Raw genomic sequence first — 15,013 nt, 5'->3', positions numbered from 1 at the left:
TTGAGGCGCGCACGGGGCGTAGCGCAGCCTGGTAGCGCGTCGGTTTTGGGTACCGAAGGCCGTGGGTTCGAATCCCGCCGCCCCGACCAGCCCCTTTCAGGGTCCGCGGGACGCCCGATTCCCGCGCAAATGCCGCCCAAGGCATCCGCGTTAACCCCTTGAGCCCGCGTTAATTTTCCTTACCGGCAATTGGCCTGTCCCGAGTGCGATATACAGCCTTGGCGTGTAAGCCCCTCTATCCGTGCGGTTTTCCCCAACTGCCCCCGACCCGGGGCGACGCCGCCCGCTGGCGGTGAATCGCCCAACCCGGACTCGCTTGCGCGGTCAAGCTGAAAAACTTGGGGACGAGTATGAAATTTCCGTTGACCAATTATGGCGATCTACGCCAATTTGTGCTGGCTGAGCGCAGGAACACAATATCTAGTGTCAGCGTAGAGCGGGACAGGACAGCAGACAGATGGCGCAGCCCGGGCAGCGGGCGCGCGACCCGGCGGCGAGGGACGGCCGGGGTCGGGATGTCCTTTCCCGATGGCACGGAATTCGCGGATGGGGCGCCCTTGCCTCCGGCTCGCGACAGAAGGAACGGGGCAGACAGATGAAGATCGAACGCAAATTCACCACCGAAGCGACCGCCGCCTATGGCGCGATCGAGTTCACCACCACCACCTCGGAGATCCGCAATCCCGATGGCACCGTGGTCTTTCGTCTGGATGCCGTCGAGGTGCCCGCGGGCTGGAGCCAGGTGGCCAGCGACGTGATCGCGCAGAAATACTTCCGCAAGGCGGGCGTGCCTGCGCGGCTCAAGCGCGTGCGCGAAAAGGATGTGCCCGAGTTCCTCTGGCGCTCGGTCCCCGACGAGGCGGCGCTGGCCGATCTGCCCGAGGAGGCCCGCTTCGGCGGCGAAACCTCGGCCAAGCAGGTCTTTGACCGGATGGCGGGCGCTTGGGCCTATTGGGGCTGGAAGGGCGGCTATTTCACCACCGAGGCCGACGCCCGCGCCTATTACGACGAAATGCGCTACATGCTGGCCACCCAGATGGCCGCGCCCAACAGCCCGCAATGGTTCAATACGGGGCTGCACTGGGCCTATGGTATCGACGGTCCGGGGCAGGGGCATTTCTATGTCGACTGGAAGACCGGCAAGCTGACCCGGTCGGCCTCGGCCTATGAACACCCGCAGCCGCATGCCTGCTTCATCCAGTCGATCAAGGACGACCTGGTGAACGAGGGCGGCATCATGGACCTGTGGGTGCGCGAGGCGCGGCTGTTCAAGTACGGCTCGGGCACCGGCACCAACTTCTCCAGCCTGCGCGCCGAGGGCGAGAAACTCTCGGGCGGCGGCAAGTCTTCGGGCCTGATGGGCTTCCTGCGCATCGGCGACCGGGCGGCGGGCGCGATCAAGTCGGGCGGCACCACGCGGCGCGCGGCCAAGATGGTGATCTGCGACATGGATCACCCCGATATCGAGCAGTTCATCAACTGGAAGGTCATCGAGGAACAGAAGGTCGCGAGCCTCGTTGCCGGTTCGAAGATGCACGAAAAGCATCTGAACGCGATCTTCGCCGCGATCCGGGCCTGGGACGGCAAGGAGGCCAGCGCCTATGATCCCGCGGCGAACGAGGGGCTGAAAGCCGCGATCCGCGCAGCCAAGAAGGCGCTGATCCCCGAAGCCTATGTCAAGCGCGTGCTGGATTACGCACGTCAGGGCTATGCCTCGATCGAGTTCCCGACCTATGACACCGACTGGGACAGCGATGCCTATGCCACCGTGTCGGGCCAGAACTCGAACAACTCGGTGCGCGTGACCGATGCCTTCCTGCGCGCCGTGCGCGAGGATGCCGATTGGGAACTGGTCCGCCGCACCGATGGCAAGGTCGCCAAGACCGTCAAGGCGCGCGATCTCTGGGCGCAGGTGGGCCATGCCGCCTGGTCCTGTGCCGATCCGGGCATCCAGTTCCACGACACGATCAACGGCTGGCACACCTGCCCCGAGGATGGTGCAATCCGCGCCTCGAACCCCTGTTCGGAATACATGTTCCTCGATGACACGGCCTGCAACCTGGCCTCGATGAACCTGCTGACCTTCCAGGGCGACGGCGTGTTCCGGGCCGAGGATTACATCCACGCCACCCGTCTGTGGACGCTGACTCTGGAAATCAGCGTGATGATGGCGCAGTTCCCGTCGAAGGAAATCGCCCAGCTTTCCTATGATTTCCGCACGTTGGGCCTTGGCTATGCCAATATTGGCGGGCTTCTGATGAACATGGGGCTGGGCTATGACTCGGCCGAGGGCCGGGCGCTGTGCGGCGCGTTGACCGCGATCCTGACCGGGATCGCCTATGCCACCTCGGCAGAGATCGCCGGCGAACTGGGTTCCTTCCCAGGCCATGCGCGCAATGCGGGTCACATGCTGCGCGTCATCCGCAACCACCGCCGCGCCGCCCATGGCCAGACCGAGGGCTACGAAGGGCTGGCCGTCAGCCCGGTCGCCCTTGATCACGCCAATTGCCCCGATGCCCGGCTAATCGAGCTGGCCCGCGGCGCCTGGGACGAGGCGCTGGCGCTGGGCGAGAAGCACGGCTACCGCAACGCGCAGGTCAGCGTGATCGCGCCCACCGGCACGATCGGGCTGGTGATGGATTGCGACACCACCGGGATCGAGCCCGATTTCGCGCTGGTCAAGTTCAAGAAGCTGGCCGGCGGGGGCTATTTCAAGATCATCAACCGCTCGGTGCCCGCCGCGCTGGAAACGCTGGGCTACGCTCCGGCGCAGATCGAGGAAATCGTCGCCCATGCGGTCGGCCACGGCTCGCTCGGCAACTGCCCCGGCATCAACCACACCGCGCTGATCGGCCATGGCTTCGGCCGGGCGGAACTGGACAAGATCGAGGCGGCGCTGCCTTCGGCCTTCGACATCCGCTTCGTCTTCAACCAGTGGACCCTGGGCGAGGGCTTCTGCAAGGAGGTGCTGGGCATCCCGGCCGAGAAGCTGAACGATCCCGGCTTCGACATGCTGCGCCATCTGGGTTTCTCGAAGGCCGAGATCGAGGCCGCGAACGACCATGTCTGCGGAACCATGACGCTTGAGGGCGCCCCGCATCTCGACCCCGCGCATTACCATGTCTTCGACTGCGCCAATCCCTGCGGCAAGAAGGGCAAGCGCTTCCTGTCCGTTGAAAGCCACATCCACATGATGGCGGCGGCGCAAAGCTTCATCTCTGGCGCGATCTCCAAGACGATCAACATGCCCAACGATGCCAGCATCGAGGATTGCCTGAACGCCTATGAACTGTCCTGGTCGCTGGGGGTGAAGGCCAACGCGCTCTACCGCGACGGTTCGAAACTGTCGCAACCGCTGGCCGCATCGCTGGTCGAGGATGACGAGGAGGCCGAGGAAATCCTGGCCACCGGCACCCCCGCCGAAAAGGCCCAGGTCATCGCCGAGAAGATCGTCGAAAAGGTGATCGTCAAGGAGATCGTCCGCTCGAACCGCGAAAAGCTGCCCGAGCGGCGCAAGGGCTACACGCAAAAGGCCATTGTCGGCGGCCACAAGGTCTATCTGCGCACCGGCGAATATGCCGATGGATCCTTGGGCGAGATCTTCATCGACATGCACAAGGAAGGCGCGGGCTTCCGCGCGATGATGAACAATTTCGCCATCGCCGTCAGCGTGGGCCTGCAATACGGCGTGCCGCTCGAGGAATTCGTCGAGGCCTTCACCTTCACCCGGTTCGAGCCCGCGGGCATCGTGCAGGGCAACGAGACGATCAAGAACGCGACCTCGATCCTCGATTACATCTTCCGCGAACTGGCGGTCAGCTATCTCGACCGGACTGATCTGGCCCATGTCAAGCCGCTGGGCGCGGCCTTCGACGATCTGGGCGGCGGCGATGCCGAGGGCAAGCCGAACGTGAAGCCGGTTTCGGAAAGCGCGGCCTCGAAATCGCTCGAGGTGCTGCGCCAGATCAGCTCGACCGGCTATCTGCGCAAGCGGCTGCCGCAGGAACTGGTGGTGCTGCAAGGCGGGGTCGGCGCCACCGCGCTGGATGCCTCCGACCCGCTGGCCGCGGTCGCGGGCTTCGCGCCCCAGACCGGCACCGCCACCGCCGTCGCCGCCCTCGACCCCCGCGCCAAGGCCCGCATGCAGGGCTACGAGGGCGACCCCTGCGGCGAATGCGGCAACTACACGCTGGTCCGCAACGGCACCTGCCTGAAATGCAACACCTGCGGGGCGACGAGCGGATGCAGCTGAGAGAATACCTCCCGTATGACGTGCGGGAAGCGATGCGAGCGCTTCCCGCAGACGGGGAGTTGCGGCACAAGGTCCGCAACTTTACCCTGAACCCGCGTGTCGATGGGCGCGCGCGTTCCGTGAAAGCCTTTGCTGAGGACTTGGGTTTCGCCATTGTGGAGCGCCGGTTGCCGCGTGGAATGAATGGTCGACTGGCGCGGGATCCCTGGAGTGAAAACGGCTTTGTGATCGAAGTGAACAGTTCCCTCTCCATTGAAGCCAAGCGGTTCACAGTGTTGCATGAAATCGCACACTATTTTCTGCACACAGAGCATAGGGATCCTCTGGGCTGGGACGAGCACTTTGATCCGACCGGGCAAACCTTCTACGTCGATACCCAGGCAGAGCGGGAAGCCAATGCCTTCGCCGAGGCGCTCCTTTTCGGGGGAGGACAGCTTGCTGCTGCACACGGGCTGCTTGGCGGGGATATCAAGAAACTCGCTAAATACTTCGGCGTAACTGAGCCGGTTGTACGGATCGCGCTCTCAAAGTTGCAGGAGAACTGAGGGGCTTAGCGATATCAGTTCAATGCACAAATCCCGGGGTGGGTGCGCTCGCCCCAGACGTGGCCCGCGCCGCAGGCAAGAAACGGGCGGTAAAAGATGAGTGCCGGTCACGAAACTGGGGCCCCCGAGGGGGCCCCTTTTCATGCATCGGACGGGGGGGGGGGGCGTCGGCGTCAGGCCCCGCGCGAGAGCGCCGCGATTCCCGTTCGCGCCATCTCGACCAACCCCAGCGGGCGCATCAGTTCGGCGAAGGCGTCCACCTTCTGCGGCGTGCCGGTGATCTCGAAGACAAAGCTTTCCAGCGTCGAATCCACCACATTCGCCCGGAAGATGTCCGCCAGCCGCAGCGACTCGACCCGCTTCTCGCCCGCGCCCGCCACCTTGAACAGCGCCAGTTCACGCTCGACCGAGGGGCCCTCGACGGTCAGGTCATGCACCTCGTGGACCGGCACGATCCGGCCAAGCTGCGCCTTGATCTGCTCGATCACGGCGGGCGTGCCGACGGTGACGATGGTGATGCGGCTGGTGTGGCCGGTATGGTCGACCTCGGCCACGGTCAGGCTGTCGATATTGTAGCCCCGCCCCGAGAACAGCCCGATCACGCGCGCCAGCACGCCCGGCTCGTTGTCCACGATCACCGCCAGCGTGTGCCGCTCGATCACGTCCGAATTGGGGTCGCGCAGGTCGTAGGCGGAATGCTTCGACGTGCCCTTCTGGATGTTGAGTGCTGCTGCCATGTCTTTTCTTCTGGCTCCAAATATCCTCGGGGGGAGTCCCCGCAAGGCGGGGACGGGGGGCGGAAAGCCCCCCTTGCGCACGCATCAGACCAGTGCTGCGCCCTGCTTGAAGGCTTCGGCATCGGCGGCGAGCAACATGTCGTTATGCGCCCGGCCCGAGGGGATCATCGGGAAGCAGTCCTCGTGCTTTTCCACCAGGCAATCGAAGATCACCGGCCCGTCATAGGCCAGCATCTCGGCGATGGCGTCGTCCAGATCGGCCGGGTCCGAACAGCGGATGCCCTTGCAGCCGAACGCCTCGGCCAGCTTGACGAAATCGGGCAGCGCCTCGGACCAGCTGTGCGAATAGCGGTTGCCATGCAGCAGCGACTGCCATTGCCGCACCATGCCAAGGCGTTCGTTGTTCAGGATGAACTGCTTGACCGGCGTGCGATACTGGATCGCGGTGCCCATCTCCTGCATGTTCATCAGCCACGAGCCTTCGCCCGCCACGTTGATGACCAGCGCCTCGGGATGCGCGATCTGCACGCCGATGGAGGCGGGCAGCCCGTAGCCCATGGTGCCCAGCCCCCCCGAGGTCATCCAGCGGTTCGGCGCCTCGAAGCCCAGGAATTGCGCGGCCCACATCTGGTGCTGGCCGACCTCTGTGCAAATGTAGCGGTCGGCGCGGTGCCTGGTCAGCGCCTCCAGCCGCTGAAGGGCGTATTGCGGCTTGATGACCGTGTCCGAGTTCCGGTAGCGCAGGCACTCGACCGCCCGCCATTCGGCGATCTGCGCCCACCAGCGCGCCAGGCCCTCCTTGTTGATCTTGCGTCCGCGCGATTTCCAGATCCGCAGCATGTCCTCCAGCACATGGGCGACATCGCCGATGATCGGCATGTCCACACGGATCGTCTTGTTGATCGAGGAGGGGTCGATGTCGATATGGGCCTTGCGCGAGCCGGGGCTGAAATCGGCCACCCGCCCGGTGATCCGGTCATCGAACCGCGCGCCGATATTGATCATCAGGTCGCAATCATGCATCGCAAGATTGGCCTCGTAAAGCCCGTGCATCCCCAGCATGCCCAGCCAGTTCTTGCCGGATGCGGGATAGGCGCCCAGACCCATCAGCGTGGACGTTATCGGAAAGCCCGTGGCCTCGACCAGTTCGCGCAGCAATTGCGTCGCTGCATCGCCCGAATTGATCACGCCGCCGCCGGTGTAGAAGATCGGCCGTTCGGCGGTTTCCATCGCCTCGACAAGGCGCGTGATCATCTCGCGGTCGCCCTTGACCTGGGGCTGGTAATGGGCGTTGCCCGCCTCGCGCGGGGGGACATAACTGCCGGTGGCGAATTGCACGTCCTTGGGGATGTCGACCAGAACCGGGCCGGGCCGGCCGCTGGTGGCGACGTGAAACGCCTGGTGGATCGTGTGCGCCAGACGGTCGGTCTCCTTCACCAGCCAGTTATGCTTGGTGCAGGGCCGCGTGATGCCCACCGTGTCGGCCTCCTGGAAGGCATCGTTGCCGACCATGAAGGTGGGCACCTGACCGGTCAGAACGACCAGCGGGATCGAATCCATCAGCGCGTCTGTGATGCCGGTGACCGCGTTGGTCGCGCCCGGCCCCGAGGTGACCAGCACGACGCCGGGCTTGCCGGTCGAGCGGGCATAGCCCTCGGCCATGTGGACTGCGCCCTGTTCGTGACGGACCAGGATGTGCTGGATGTCGTTCTGCATGAACAACTCGTCATAGATCGGAAGCACGGCGCCGCCCGGATAGCCGAAGATCACCTCGACGCCCTGATCCTTGAGCGCCTGAACCACCATCTTCGCGCCGGTCATCTGTGTCATCTGTCTCTCCGTACCTTCCGCGTCCGTCCGTGCATCCGCAGCGCATAAAAAAACCCCCGGTCAAGGCGGGGGCGCATGTGGTTACCCTGGGTCGGTCCCTACCGGCCCATGCGCCTGTCCTTCACCGCTACATCTACGACCGCCATCGGGGTTCCCCTGCTTGCGTGCGCGGGACATTAGGTGCGCGCCGGATGGGGGTCAACCCGCAAAGGTCAGAATTTTCGTGCCCCGCGGCAAGAAATACTTTCCGTTTGTTGCTTGCAGTGGGGCGTTTGCGCATGGATCGGAAAACAGTGGCGGTCGCAGCCGCATTTTTGCAGGCGCTGGCGGGGCGAGCGTGGTCGGGGCGCGGCCATTCGACATCGCGAAAAAGACCGGTCAGCCGCTCGCGGCTATTTATCTGGGGCAAACCTGCCGCTAGATTTCGGCCACTCAAACGATCCGCCCGCCAAGGTGCGGGCGCCTTACCGGGAGGAATATTGATGGATCGCCGTTCTTTTCTGAGGAGTTCCGCGCTGGGCGGCGCGGCCGCCGCCGGAACCCTTGCCGCGCCCGCCTATGCCCAGGGCAGGCGGACGCTGACGCTGGTCACGACCTGGGGCCGCGGCCTTGCGGGGGTGCATGACGCGGCGCAGTACTGCGCCGACGCGATCACTGCGATCACCGACGGGCAGTTGACCATCGACCTCAAGGCCGCGGGCGAACTGGTCGGCGCATTCGAGGTGTTCGACGCCGTCTCGGCCGGTCAGGCCGACATGTATCACGGGGTCGATTACTACTTCCTCGGCCAGCACCCGGCGCTGTCCTTCTTCAGCCAGGTGCCGTTCGGCATGACGTTTCAGGAATACAACAACTGGATCCACCATGCCGGCGGGCGCGAACTGGCGGACGAGCTTTACAGCATCTTCGGGCTCAAGGCGTTCTCGGCGGGCAATACCGGGGCGCAGGCCGGTGGCTGGTTCCGCAAGGAGATCAACAGCCCCGAGGATTTCCAGGGCCTGAAGTTCCGCATGCCCGGCCAGGGCGGCCAGGTGCTGGGCAAGCTGGGCGCGAGCGTGCAGAACCTGCCGGGATCCGAAGTGTATCAGGCCCTTGCCTCGGGTGCCATCGACGGGACCGAGTGGATCGGCCCCTGGGCGGACGAGAAGGCCGGGTTCCAGGAGATCACCAAGATCTACTACACCGCCGGTTTCCACGAACCCGGGCCGAACCTGAACCTGACGGTCAATCTGGACGTGTTCGAGGATCTGGCCCCGGCGCACCGGGCGGCCATCGAACAGGCGGCGGGGGCCTGCAACATCTGGTCGATGTCGCAATTCCTGGCCAACAACGCCGCCGCGCTGACCCGGCTTCAGGCGGGCGGGGTGCGGGTTCTCGAATATCCCGACAGCGTGTGGGATGCCTTTGGCGCCGCCTCGCTCGAGGTGATCGCCGAGCCGATGGGCGATCCGCTCTACAAGAAATGCCATGACAGCTACATGGCGTCGCTGAAAAGCTCGGCGGCCTGGAATGGCCGGGCCGAGGCGGAATTCACCGCCCAGCGCAACCGCGTGATGGGTCTCTGATCCGAAATCCGGCTGGCGCCCCCGTTCGCAGCGGGGGCGCCGCGCCAGCCCTTCCGCATCCGCCCCGACCGGGGGTCGATCCGCGACGGCTGGGCAATAGGGGGCGCAGATGGACGGGTCCGGATCGGCCGGGGTGCTGGGCGCGCTTGGTGGCGGGGTCTTGTGGTTCTTCAAGAACCTTGCGCTGGCCTTCTACAATTTCGGCTATGCAATCGCCCATCCGGGGTTGTGGCTCGACTGGTCGAACCCGCAGGCGATCATGCGCGTGGTCTATTACGGCGCCTCGACCGAGTTCTTCTTCGTCGTGCTTGCCGCCTTTGTGGTGCTGACCGGGCTGGGGCTTTGGCGGCGGTCGATCATGTGGGGATCGGTGCGGGTGCTGGAAGGTTTTGCCAACACCATCGGGCGGTTCTTTGCCTGGGCGGGGCTTCTGATGGTGCTGCAACAGATCATGATCGTGTTCCTGCAACGCATCTTTCGCGTCTCCGAGATCAGCCTTGGCCCGCTGGGCTATGCGTTTTCCAAGGATCTGAGCTGGTGGTCCGAGGAGCTGAAGCTTTACAACGCGATGATCGTCTGCCTGTGCATCAGCTATACCTTCGTGCAGTCGGGCCATGTCCGGGTCGATCTGGTCTATGCCCATGTCAGCCACCGCACCAGGCGGCTGATCGACATGGCGGGTGCGCTGGTCTTCATGATGCCGATGGCGGTGCTGGTCTGGCTGTATTCCTGGTATTTCCTCTGGCGCCACCTCATCACGCCCAAGCCCTCGGCCTCGGAATCGCTCGACCGGCTTCTGACGAAGGCGCAGGCGCTGCGCTGGAATGTCGAGACGATCGGCTTCTCGCCCAACGGCTTCAACGGCTATTTCCTGTTCAAGGTGCTGCTGGTGGCCTTTGCGGGGCTCGTGTTCCTTCAGGCCATCGCGGTCTTCTACCGGGCCCTGCTCGAATATCTGGAAGGCGAGGAGGGCGCGGGCAAATACCTTGACAGGGACAGTCTGGGCCCGGGCGAAGACGCCCGTGAAGCCACACATTAAGGGGGCAGGGCGGGCGCATGTTGTTCGGACTTGACGGTATCGAGATCGGCCTGATCATCGTCTTTCTCTGCCTGTTCGCGGGGATCCTGTCGGGCTTTCCGGTGGCCTTTGCCATCGGCGGCGCGGCGGTCATCTCGTTCGGGATCATTGCCGCGCTGGACAGTGCGGGGCTGTTGATCCACCAGGCGGTGGATACCGGCAGCGCGGCCTATGCGGCGCTGACCGCGCAGGGGATCCATCCCAACGACATATCCGTGTTCCGGTTTCCAGACCTGCCGCGCTACGAGACGGCGCTGTTCCCGCAAGGCTGGGAAGTGGCGATGGATCGCAATGTCAGCTTCATCGTCAACCGCATCAACGAGCGCGTTCTGGCCGGCCAGTCGATCGAGACGCTGCTGGCGGTGCTGATGTTCGTGATGATGGGCATCACGCTGGAACGCTCGAAGATCGCCAATGACCTGCTGACCACCATGGCGCGGGTCTTCGGCCCGCTGCCGGGCGGGCTGGCGGTCGCGGTGGTGGTGGTGGGTGCCTTCCTTGCCGCCTCTACGGGCATCGTGGGGGCGACGGTGGTGACGATGGGGCTGCTGTCGCTGCCGACGATGCTGCGCAACCGCTATTCGCCGGAACTGGCCACCGGGGTCATCGCGGCCAGCGGCACGCTGGGCCAGATCATCCCGCCCTCGATCGTGATCGTGCTGCTGGGCACGCTGGCGGGCGATCTTTATGCGACCTCGCAGGAAAGCCGGGCGCAGGTGGCGGGTTGCACCGATGCGCTGACCTATCTGGGCAAGGCGGCGGTGGTTTCGGTCGGCACGCTGTTCCAGGCGGCGATCCTGCCGGGCATCCTGCTGGCGGTGCTGTATGCCGCCTATGCCTTCGGTTTCGCGCTGCTCTACCCCTCCAAGGCGCCGCCGGTGTCCTTCGCAGCGGCCTCGGGCCCGGCCAAGTCGCGCGGCGATAAATTTCGGTGGTTCCTGGCCGCGCCCTTGGCGCTGATCGGGGGCGCCTTCCTGCTGGGGGCGGTGGGCATCGTGGGCAGCCAGGATGTCACGGTCAGCGGCTTTTCCGAGCAGACCGAGGGCGCGGTGCTGCGCACCAATGTCTCGGACCAGTGCAAGGCGTCGATGATCGCGCTGCATGGGCAGGAAAAATGGGATCGCGCGGTCGAACAGCAACGCGCCATCGAGGCGGCAGGCGGCGAGGTGCAGGCCCATCAACTGAGCCCCGAGGAACGCGCCCTTGCGCGCGAGGCCAGGATCGCAGCCGCGGCACCGCTGTCCGCATCGCTGATGGTGGTCGTGGTGCTTCTGGGTTTGCTACTGAGCACGGCGCGCGGGGTGGTGCCCGGGGCCGATCCCCGACCGCTGCTGATTGGGGCGGGGGGGCTCTTGCTGGCGCTGGCGGTCGATGCGGTGCTGATCTCGCCCGTCACCTCGCCCGGTGCGATGTTCCTGCTGCTGGCGATCCCGCTCGGCATTGCGCTTTACGGGCTGCGCCATGCGGTCGGCCTGTTGGCGCAGTCGGATCTGTTGCGCGTGGTCTTTCCGCCGCTGGTGCTGATCGTGGCGGTGCTGGGCTCGATCCTGGGCGGCATCACCAACCCCACGCCTGCCGCCGCGCTGGGGGCGGGCGGGGCGCTGATGCTGGCCGCCTATCGCAAGCTGCGCGAGGAGAACCGTTCGGGCCGCCTGATCCTCTGGGCGTCCTTCGCCATCGTCATCATGATCCTTGTGGGCGTGAATTTCGACCTGCGGATGGGGCGCGCAACCGTGCCCTTCGAGGATTGGGTGGCCTTCTTCGTCGCGCAGGGCGCCTATCACTTCGCGATGTTCGGCATTCTTTATGCCTGCTGGGTGCTTTTGCGCGCGGGGGTCCTGCCGCCGGTGGTGCGCGAGACGGCCAAGGTCACCACGATGGTCTTTGCCATCCTGATCGGCTCGCAGCTTCTGAACCTGGTGGTGATCTCGTTCGGGGGTGAGCATTACATCCAGCAATTCCTGCGCAGCTTCGATGACGAGTTCAAGGTGTTCCTGATCGTCATGCTGGTGTTGTTCGTGCTGGGCTTCGTGCTGGATTTCCTGGAAATCATCTACATCGTGGTGCCGATCGTCGGCCCGGTGATCTATGGCGGCAGCTTCGACCCGGCCTGGGTCACGATCATGATCGCGGTTAACCTTCAGACCTCGTTCCTGACGCCGCCCTTCGGCTTTGCGCTGTTCTACCTGCGCGGCGTGGCGCCCAGGGAGGTCACGACGATGCATATCTATCGCGGCGTCATTCCCTTCGTCATCATCCAGGTGGTGGGGCTGGGGATCCTCTGGGCCTTCCCCGGGATCGTGACCCTCGTGCCCAATCTGCTGCCCGCAGGCTGATCCGCGCCGTCGGGCAGCACCCGCCCACCCCCAAAGGCTGGCGCTGCCCTCCGACCGGGAACGGCATGCCCTTGCGCCCGGGGCCGATCCGGGCGCGGGCCGCTCAGCCGTCCCCGATGGGGTTGATGTCGTCCACCAGCCGCAGAAGGTCGGCCATGGTGAAATCGCCCGGTTGCGCCGAGGGCAGGGTGGGTTTCCAGCCCGGTCCGCGCTGCCACAGGTAGGATTGGTGGTCGCCATGCACGAGGCCCACCAGCACTTCGGCGACGATCGTGGCGCCCACCGGACCCAGCCGTGCGCCGCCGCTCTTCACCTGGGCCTCCTTGAGGATGTAGTACCAAAGCGGCGTCTGCGTGTGCAGCCCGTGCTGGGCCGCCACCGCGCCATCGGGACCGGTCGCGATCTCGTCGGCGGTGATCCGGTTCACGATCCCCATGGCCTCGGCCACCATCTGCCCCGAAGGCAGCCCCATCTGCACCCCGCGCCGAAGATTGCGGAAGGCCAGGTTGCCGCCACCGCCGGGCAACCGGTGCAATTCCTCGGCCAGCATCGGATCGAGCTTGCGCGAGGCCTGCGGGCTGCGGCCTGCCTCGATCTCGTAGAACCGGCGCCAGTCGATGATCCAGTTCGACGGCAGATGCGAGACCGGCAGCGGCGCGGCGGGCGGCGGTTCGGGGGCCAGCTCGCCGAGGATCCGGCCCGACAGCCCGGTAAAGCCGAACAGCAGGTCGAATGTCGCGTTCGGGAAGACGCGGTTGTAGTCGTAATCCTGCCGCACCATCGAATGACCCAGCCGATAGGCCGCGCCCGAGAACTCGACCGGCATGTAGGGCATCTTCTTGAACCGGTAGAACTTGCGTCCGTCATGCAGGATGCGCTCGGCCGCGCCGGGTCCGGCCAGCCGGTCCAGGTAATCATGCAGCACGATCCACTGGTAATGCCAGGTCACGATCTGGCGGGCCTCCTGAAACAGGGCGCGACCCTCGACGCCCTGCGCCGCCAGCAGGTCCACGACCTTGTTGTGAAACTTGAGGAAGGCCAGATGCGTCTGGGCGACGATCAGGTTCTCGTCATTGCGGTGATCGCCGATCAGTGCCTGCCCCTCGGGGCTGCGCGGCAGGTCGTTGCGGAACTCGCCCGTGACATTGCCGAAGCCCACGGTGATGTTGTGCCCGATCAGCAGCTTCGGCGTCGGCTGCCCGGTGGCAGGGTCGCGGGCATAAAGATGCGGGCTGCCGTCCGGCCCCCGCCCGTAGACGCTGTCGAGATCCAGCGCGGGGCTGCGGAAATTGCGCACCGCGGTCGGGTCGCGCATCTTGTCGCCCAGCGAGGTCAGGTCCAGCGTGATGTCATGGTCGACGAACTGGCCCAGATAGGTGAACCCGGTCGGGATCGCCTTGTTGTCGTCGGTCTGGCCGCCATCATCCATCATCGCCTCGGCCAGCGCCATCAGCTTGTCGTCATCGACATGCAGCCCGGGCAGGCCGGGGAACATGCGCCCGAAACTGCCCGGATCGTCATGCCCCGACAGGTGGTCAAGCTGGGCGCGGGTCGGGTGGCGGCCGGCCCGGCCGTGGTGCGGATTCAGGTTAACAGCTACGGTCACAGCAATATCCTCCCCTGAAATCAGGTGCTTGCGGTCGAACGAACCGGTCTGAAACTCGTTTGGAACAATTCCACTTGTAGCACGGAATTGCGCGGCGCGGGGGTCCGTCTTTCCTTACCTTGGGCAGGTTTGCAGGTCGGGTATTCCGGAGGTCGCACCGCGTCCGGGGCGCCGTTGGCCGGGCTCAGCCCCCGATCGGCTGAGTATCGGGCAGGGTGATGCGCGCGACCTGTTCGGCGATGGGCGCCACCGAAAGGGGATGGGTCTCGCCCGTGTGCGAGGCCGGGTCGCCGATATCCTGCCATTGGCCGTTCTTGAAGATCTCGAGCGCGTCGAAATTCGCCTTGTAGCCCATCTTGGGGCTGCCCGGCACCCAGTAGCCGAGATAGACATATGGAAGCCCCGCCTCCCGGGCGATCTCGATATGGTCGAGGATCACATAGGAGCCGACCGAGGCGCGCATCCGGTCGGGCTCGTAGAAGGAATAGACCATCGACAGCCCGTCATCGAGAATGTCGGTCAGGCTGACCGCGGCAAGAGGACGGTGGCGGCTGCCGGGCAGGGGCGCCGCGCTGTATTCCACCACGCGCGAGCGGATCGGGGTCTCCTCGATCATCGCGGCGAATTCGAAGATGTCCATGTCGGCCATGCCACCATTGGCATGCCGACTTTCAAGATAGCGGCGGAATAGGGCGTATTGATCTTCGGTGGCCCAGGGCGCGCTTGACTGCCGCCGCAGATCGGAATTGCGCGCCATCGCCTTGCGCTGGCTGCGATTGGGCTGGAAATCGGCAACCCGGATGCGGGCCGACAGGCAGGCCGAGCAATCGGCACAGGCCGGGCGGTAGAGCACGTTCTGCGACCGCCGGAACCCCTGTTTGGACAGCGCGTCGTTCAGCGTCTCGGCGCTGTCGCCCTGCAACGCGGTGAACAGCTTCCGCTCCATCCGGCGTGCCAGATAGGGGCAGGGCTGCGGAGCCGTCACATAGAATTGCGGCGCAAGCGGAAGAGTGTGGCGCATGAAGCTCGGGGTCGGACAAAATTCGGTCGTGGTTTCGTCACAA

9 protein-coding genes and 1 tRNA gene are annotated in these 15,013 nt (G+C 65.1%); 6 read left to right on the top strand and 4 right to left on the bottom strand.

Annotated elements, in window-relative coordinates; translation table 11 throughout:
• Positions 1-12: 12 nt before the first annotated feature.
• The 3 genes from EV216_RS04455 to EV216_RS04445 all read left to right on the top strand — a co-directional run bounded on the left by EV216_RS04455 (position 13) and on the right by EV216_RS04445 (position 4,797).
• Positions 13-89, top strand: a tRNA-Pro gene (locus tag EV216_RS04455).
• A 506-nt stretch (positions 90-595) separates the two neighbouring features.
• Positions 596-4,252, top strand: a complete 3,657-nt coding sequence (locus EV216_RS04450) for a vitamin B12-dependent ribonucleotide reductase (RefSeq protein ID WP_132693864.1) — start codon at positions 596-598, stop codon at positions 4,250-4,252.
• Positions 4,243-4,797: an ImmA/IrrE family metallo-endopeptidase gene (locus EV216_RS04445; RefSeq protein WP_165899145.1), complete on the top strand. Its 555-nt coding sequence runs from the start codon at positions 4,243-4,245 to the stop codon at positions 4,795-4,797. The genes EV216_RS04450 and EV216_RS04445 overlap by 10 nt, the downstream gene beginning before the upstream one ends.
• Positions 4,798-4,970: 173 nt before the next feature.
• On the opposite strand, the gene ilvN is transcribed toward EV216_RS04445, so the two are convergent.
• Positions 4,971-5,534 (bottom strand): acetolactate synthase small subunit, encoded by a 564-nt coding sequence (gene ilvN / locus EV216_RS04440; protein ID WP_132693862.1) that lies wholly within the window; start codon positions 5,532-5,534, stop codon positions 4,971-4,973.
• An 84-nt stretch (positions 5,535-5,618) separates the two neighbouring features.
• Positions 5,619-7,364 carry an acetolactate synthase 3 large subunit gene (locus EV216_RS04435; RefSeq protein ID WP_132693861.1) on the bottom strand — a complete coding sequence of 582 codons (1,746 nt, stop codon included), beginning with the start codon at positions 7,362-7,364 and terminating at the stop codon, positions 5,619-5,621.
• A gap of 482 nt (positions 7,365-7,846) precedes the next feature.
• Here EV216_RS04435 and EV216_RS04430 point away from each other — a divergent pair, with 482 nt between their 5' ends.
• The 3 genes from EV216_RS04430 to EV216_RS04420 all read left to right on the top strand — a co-directional run bounded on the left by EV216_RS04430 (position 7,847) and on the right by EV216_RS04420 (position 12,343).
• Positions 7,847-8,929 carry a TRAP transporter substrate-binding protein gene (locus EV216_RS04430; protein ID WP_132693860.1) on the top strand — a complete coding sequence of 361 codons (1,083 nt, stop codon included), beginning with the start codon at positions 7,847-7,849 and terminating at the stop codon, positions 8,927-8,929.
• A gap of 109 nt (positions 8,930-9,038) precedes the next feature.
• On the top strand, positions 9,039-9,968 hold the full coding sequence (locus tag EV216_RS04425; protein ID WP_132693859.1) for a TRAP transporter small permease subunit: 930 nt from the start codon (positions 9,039-9,041) through the stop codon (positions 9,966-9,968).
• A 17-nt stretch (positions 9,969-9,985) separates the two neighbouring features.
• The gene (locus EV216_RS04420) at positions 9,986-12,343 is read left to right on the top strand and encodes a TRAP transporter large permease (protein WP_132693858.1); all 2,358 of its coding nucleotides are present in this window, start codon (positions 9,986-9,988) and stop codon (positions 12,341-12,343) included.
• Positions 12,344-12,446: 103 nt separating this feature from the next.
• On the opposite strand, the gene EV216_RS04415 is transcribed toward EV216_RS04420, so the two are convergent.
• On the bottom strand, positions 12,447-13,949 hold the full coding sequence (locus EV216_RS04415; protein WP_132693857.1) for a peroxidase family protein: 1,503 nt from the start codon (positions 13,947-13,949) through the stop codon (positions 12,447-12,449).
• A 184-nt stretch (positions 13,950-14,133) separates the two neighbouring features.
• A complete protein-coding gene (locus EV216_RS04410; protein ID WP_132693856.1) occupies positions 14,134-14,970 on the bottom strand; it encodes an arginyltransferase in 837 nt (278 codons plus the stop codon).
• Between the last annotated feature and the right edge of the window lie 43 nt (positions 14,971-15,013).

The sequence above is a fragment of the Rhodovulum steppense genome, assembly GCF_004339675.1.
In the GTDB taxonomy this organism is placed as follows: domain Bacteria; phylum Pseudomonadota; class Alphaproteobacteria; order Rhodobacterales; family Rhodobacteraceae; genus Rhodovulum; species Rhodovulum steppense.
Note: the sequence above shows the minus strand (reverse complement) of the source record. Positions and strands in the feature narration are given on the sequence as shown.

Bases quoted from the DNA above. Each gene is read 5' to 3' on its own strand.
- EV216_RS04435 (WP_132693861.1), bottom strand. From the start codon at position 7,364: ATGACACAGATGACCGGCGCGAAGATGGTGGTTCAGGCGCTCAAGGAT.
- EV216_RS04445 (WP_165899145.1), top strand. From the start codon at position 4,243: ATGCAGCTGAGAGAATACCTCCCGTATGACGTGCGGGAAGCGATGCGA.
- ilvN (WP_132693862.1), bottom strand. From the start codon at position 5,534: ATGGCAGCAGCACTCAACATCCAGAAGGGCACGTCGAAGCATTCCGCC.
- EV216_RS04450 (WP_132693864.1), top strand. From the start codon at position 596: ATGAAGATCGAACGCAAATTCACCACCGAAGCGACCGCCGCCTATGGC.
- EV216_RS04420 (WP_132693858.1), top strand. From the start codon at position 9,986: ATGTTGTTCGGACTTGACGGTATCGAGATCGGCCTGATCATCGTCTTT.
- EV216_RS04425 (WP_132693859.1), top strand. From the start codon at position 9,039: ATGGACGGGTCCGGATCGGCCGGGGTGCTGGGCGCGCTTGGTGGCGGG.
- EV216_RS04410 (WP_132693856.1), bottom strand. From the start codon at position 14,970: ATGCGCCACACTCTTCCGCTTGCGCCGCAATTCTATGTGACGGCTCCG.
- EV216_RS04430 (WP_132693860.1), top strand. From the start codon at position 7,847: ATGGATCGCCGTTCTTTTCTGAGGAGTTCCGCGCTGGGCGGCGCGGCC.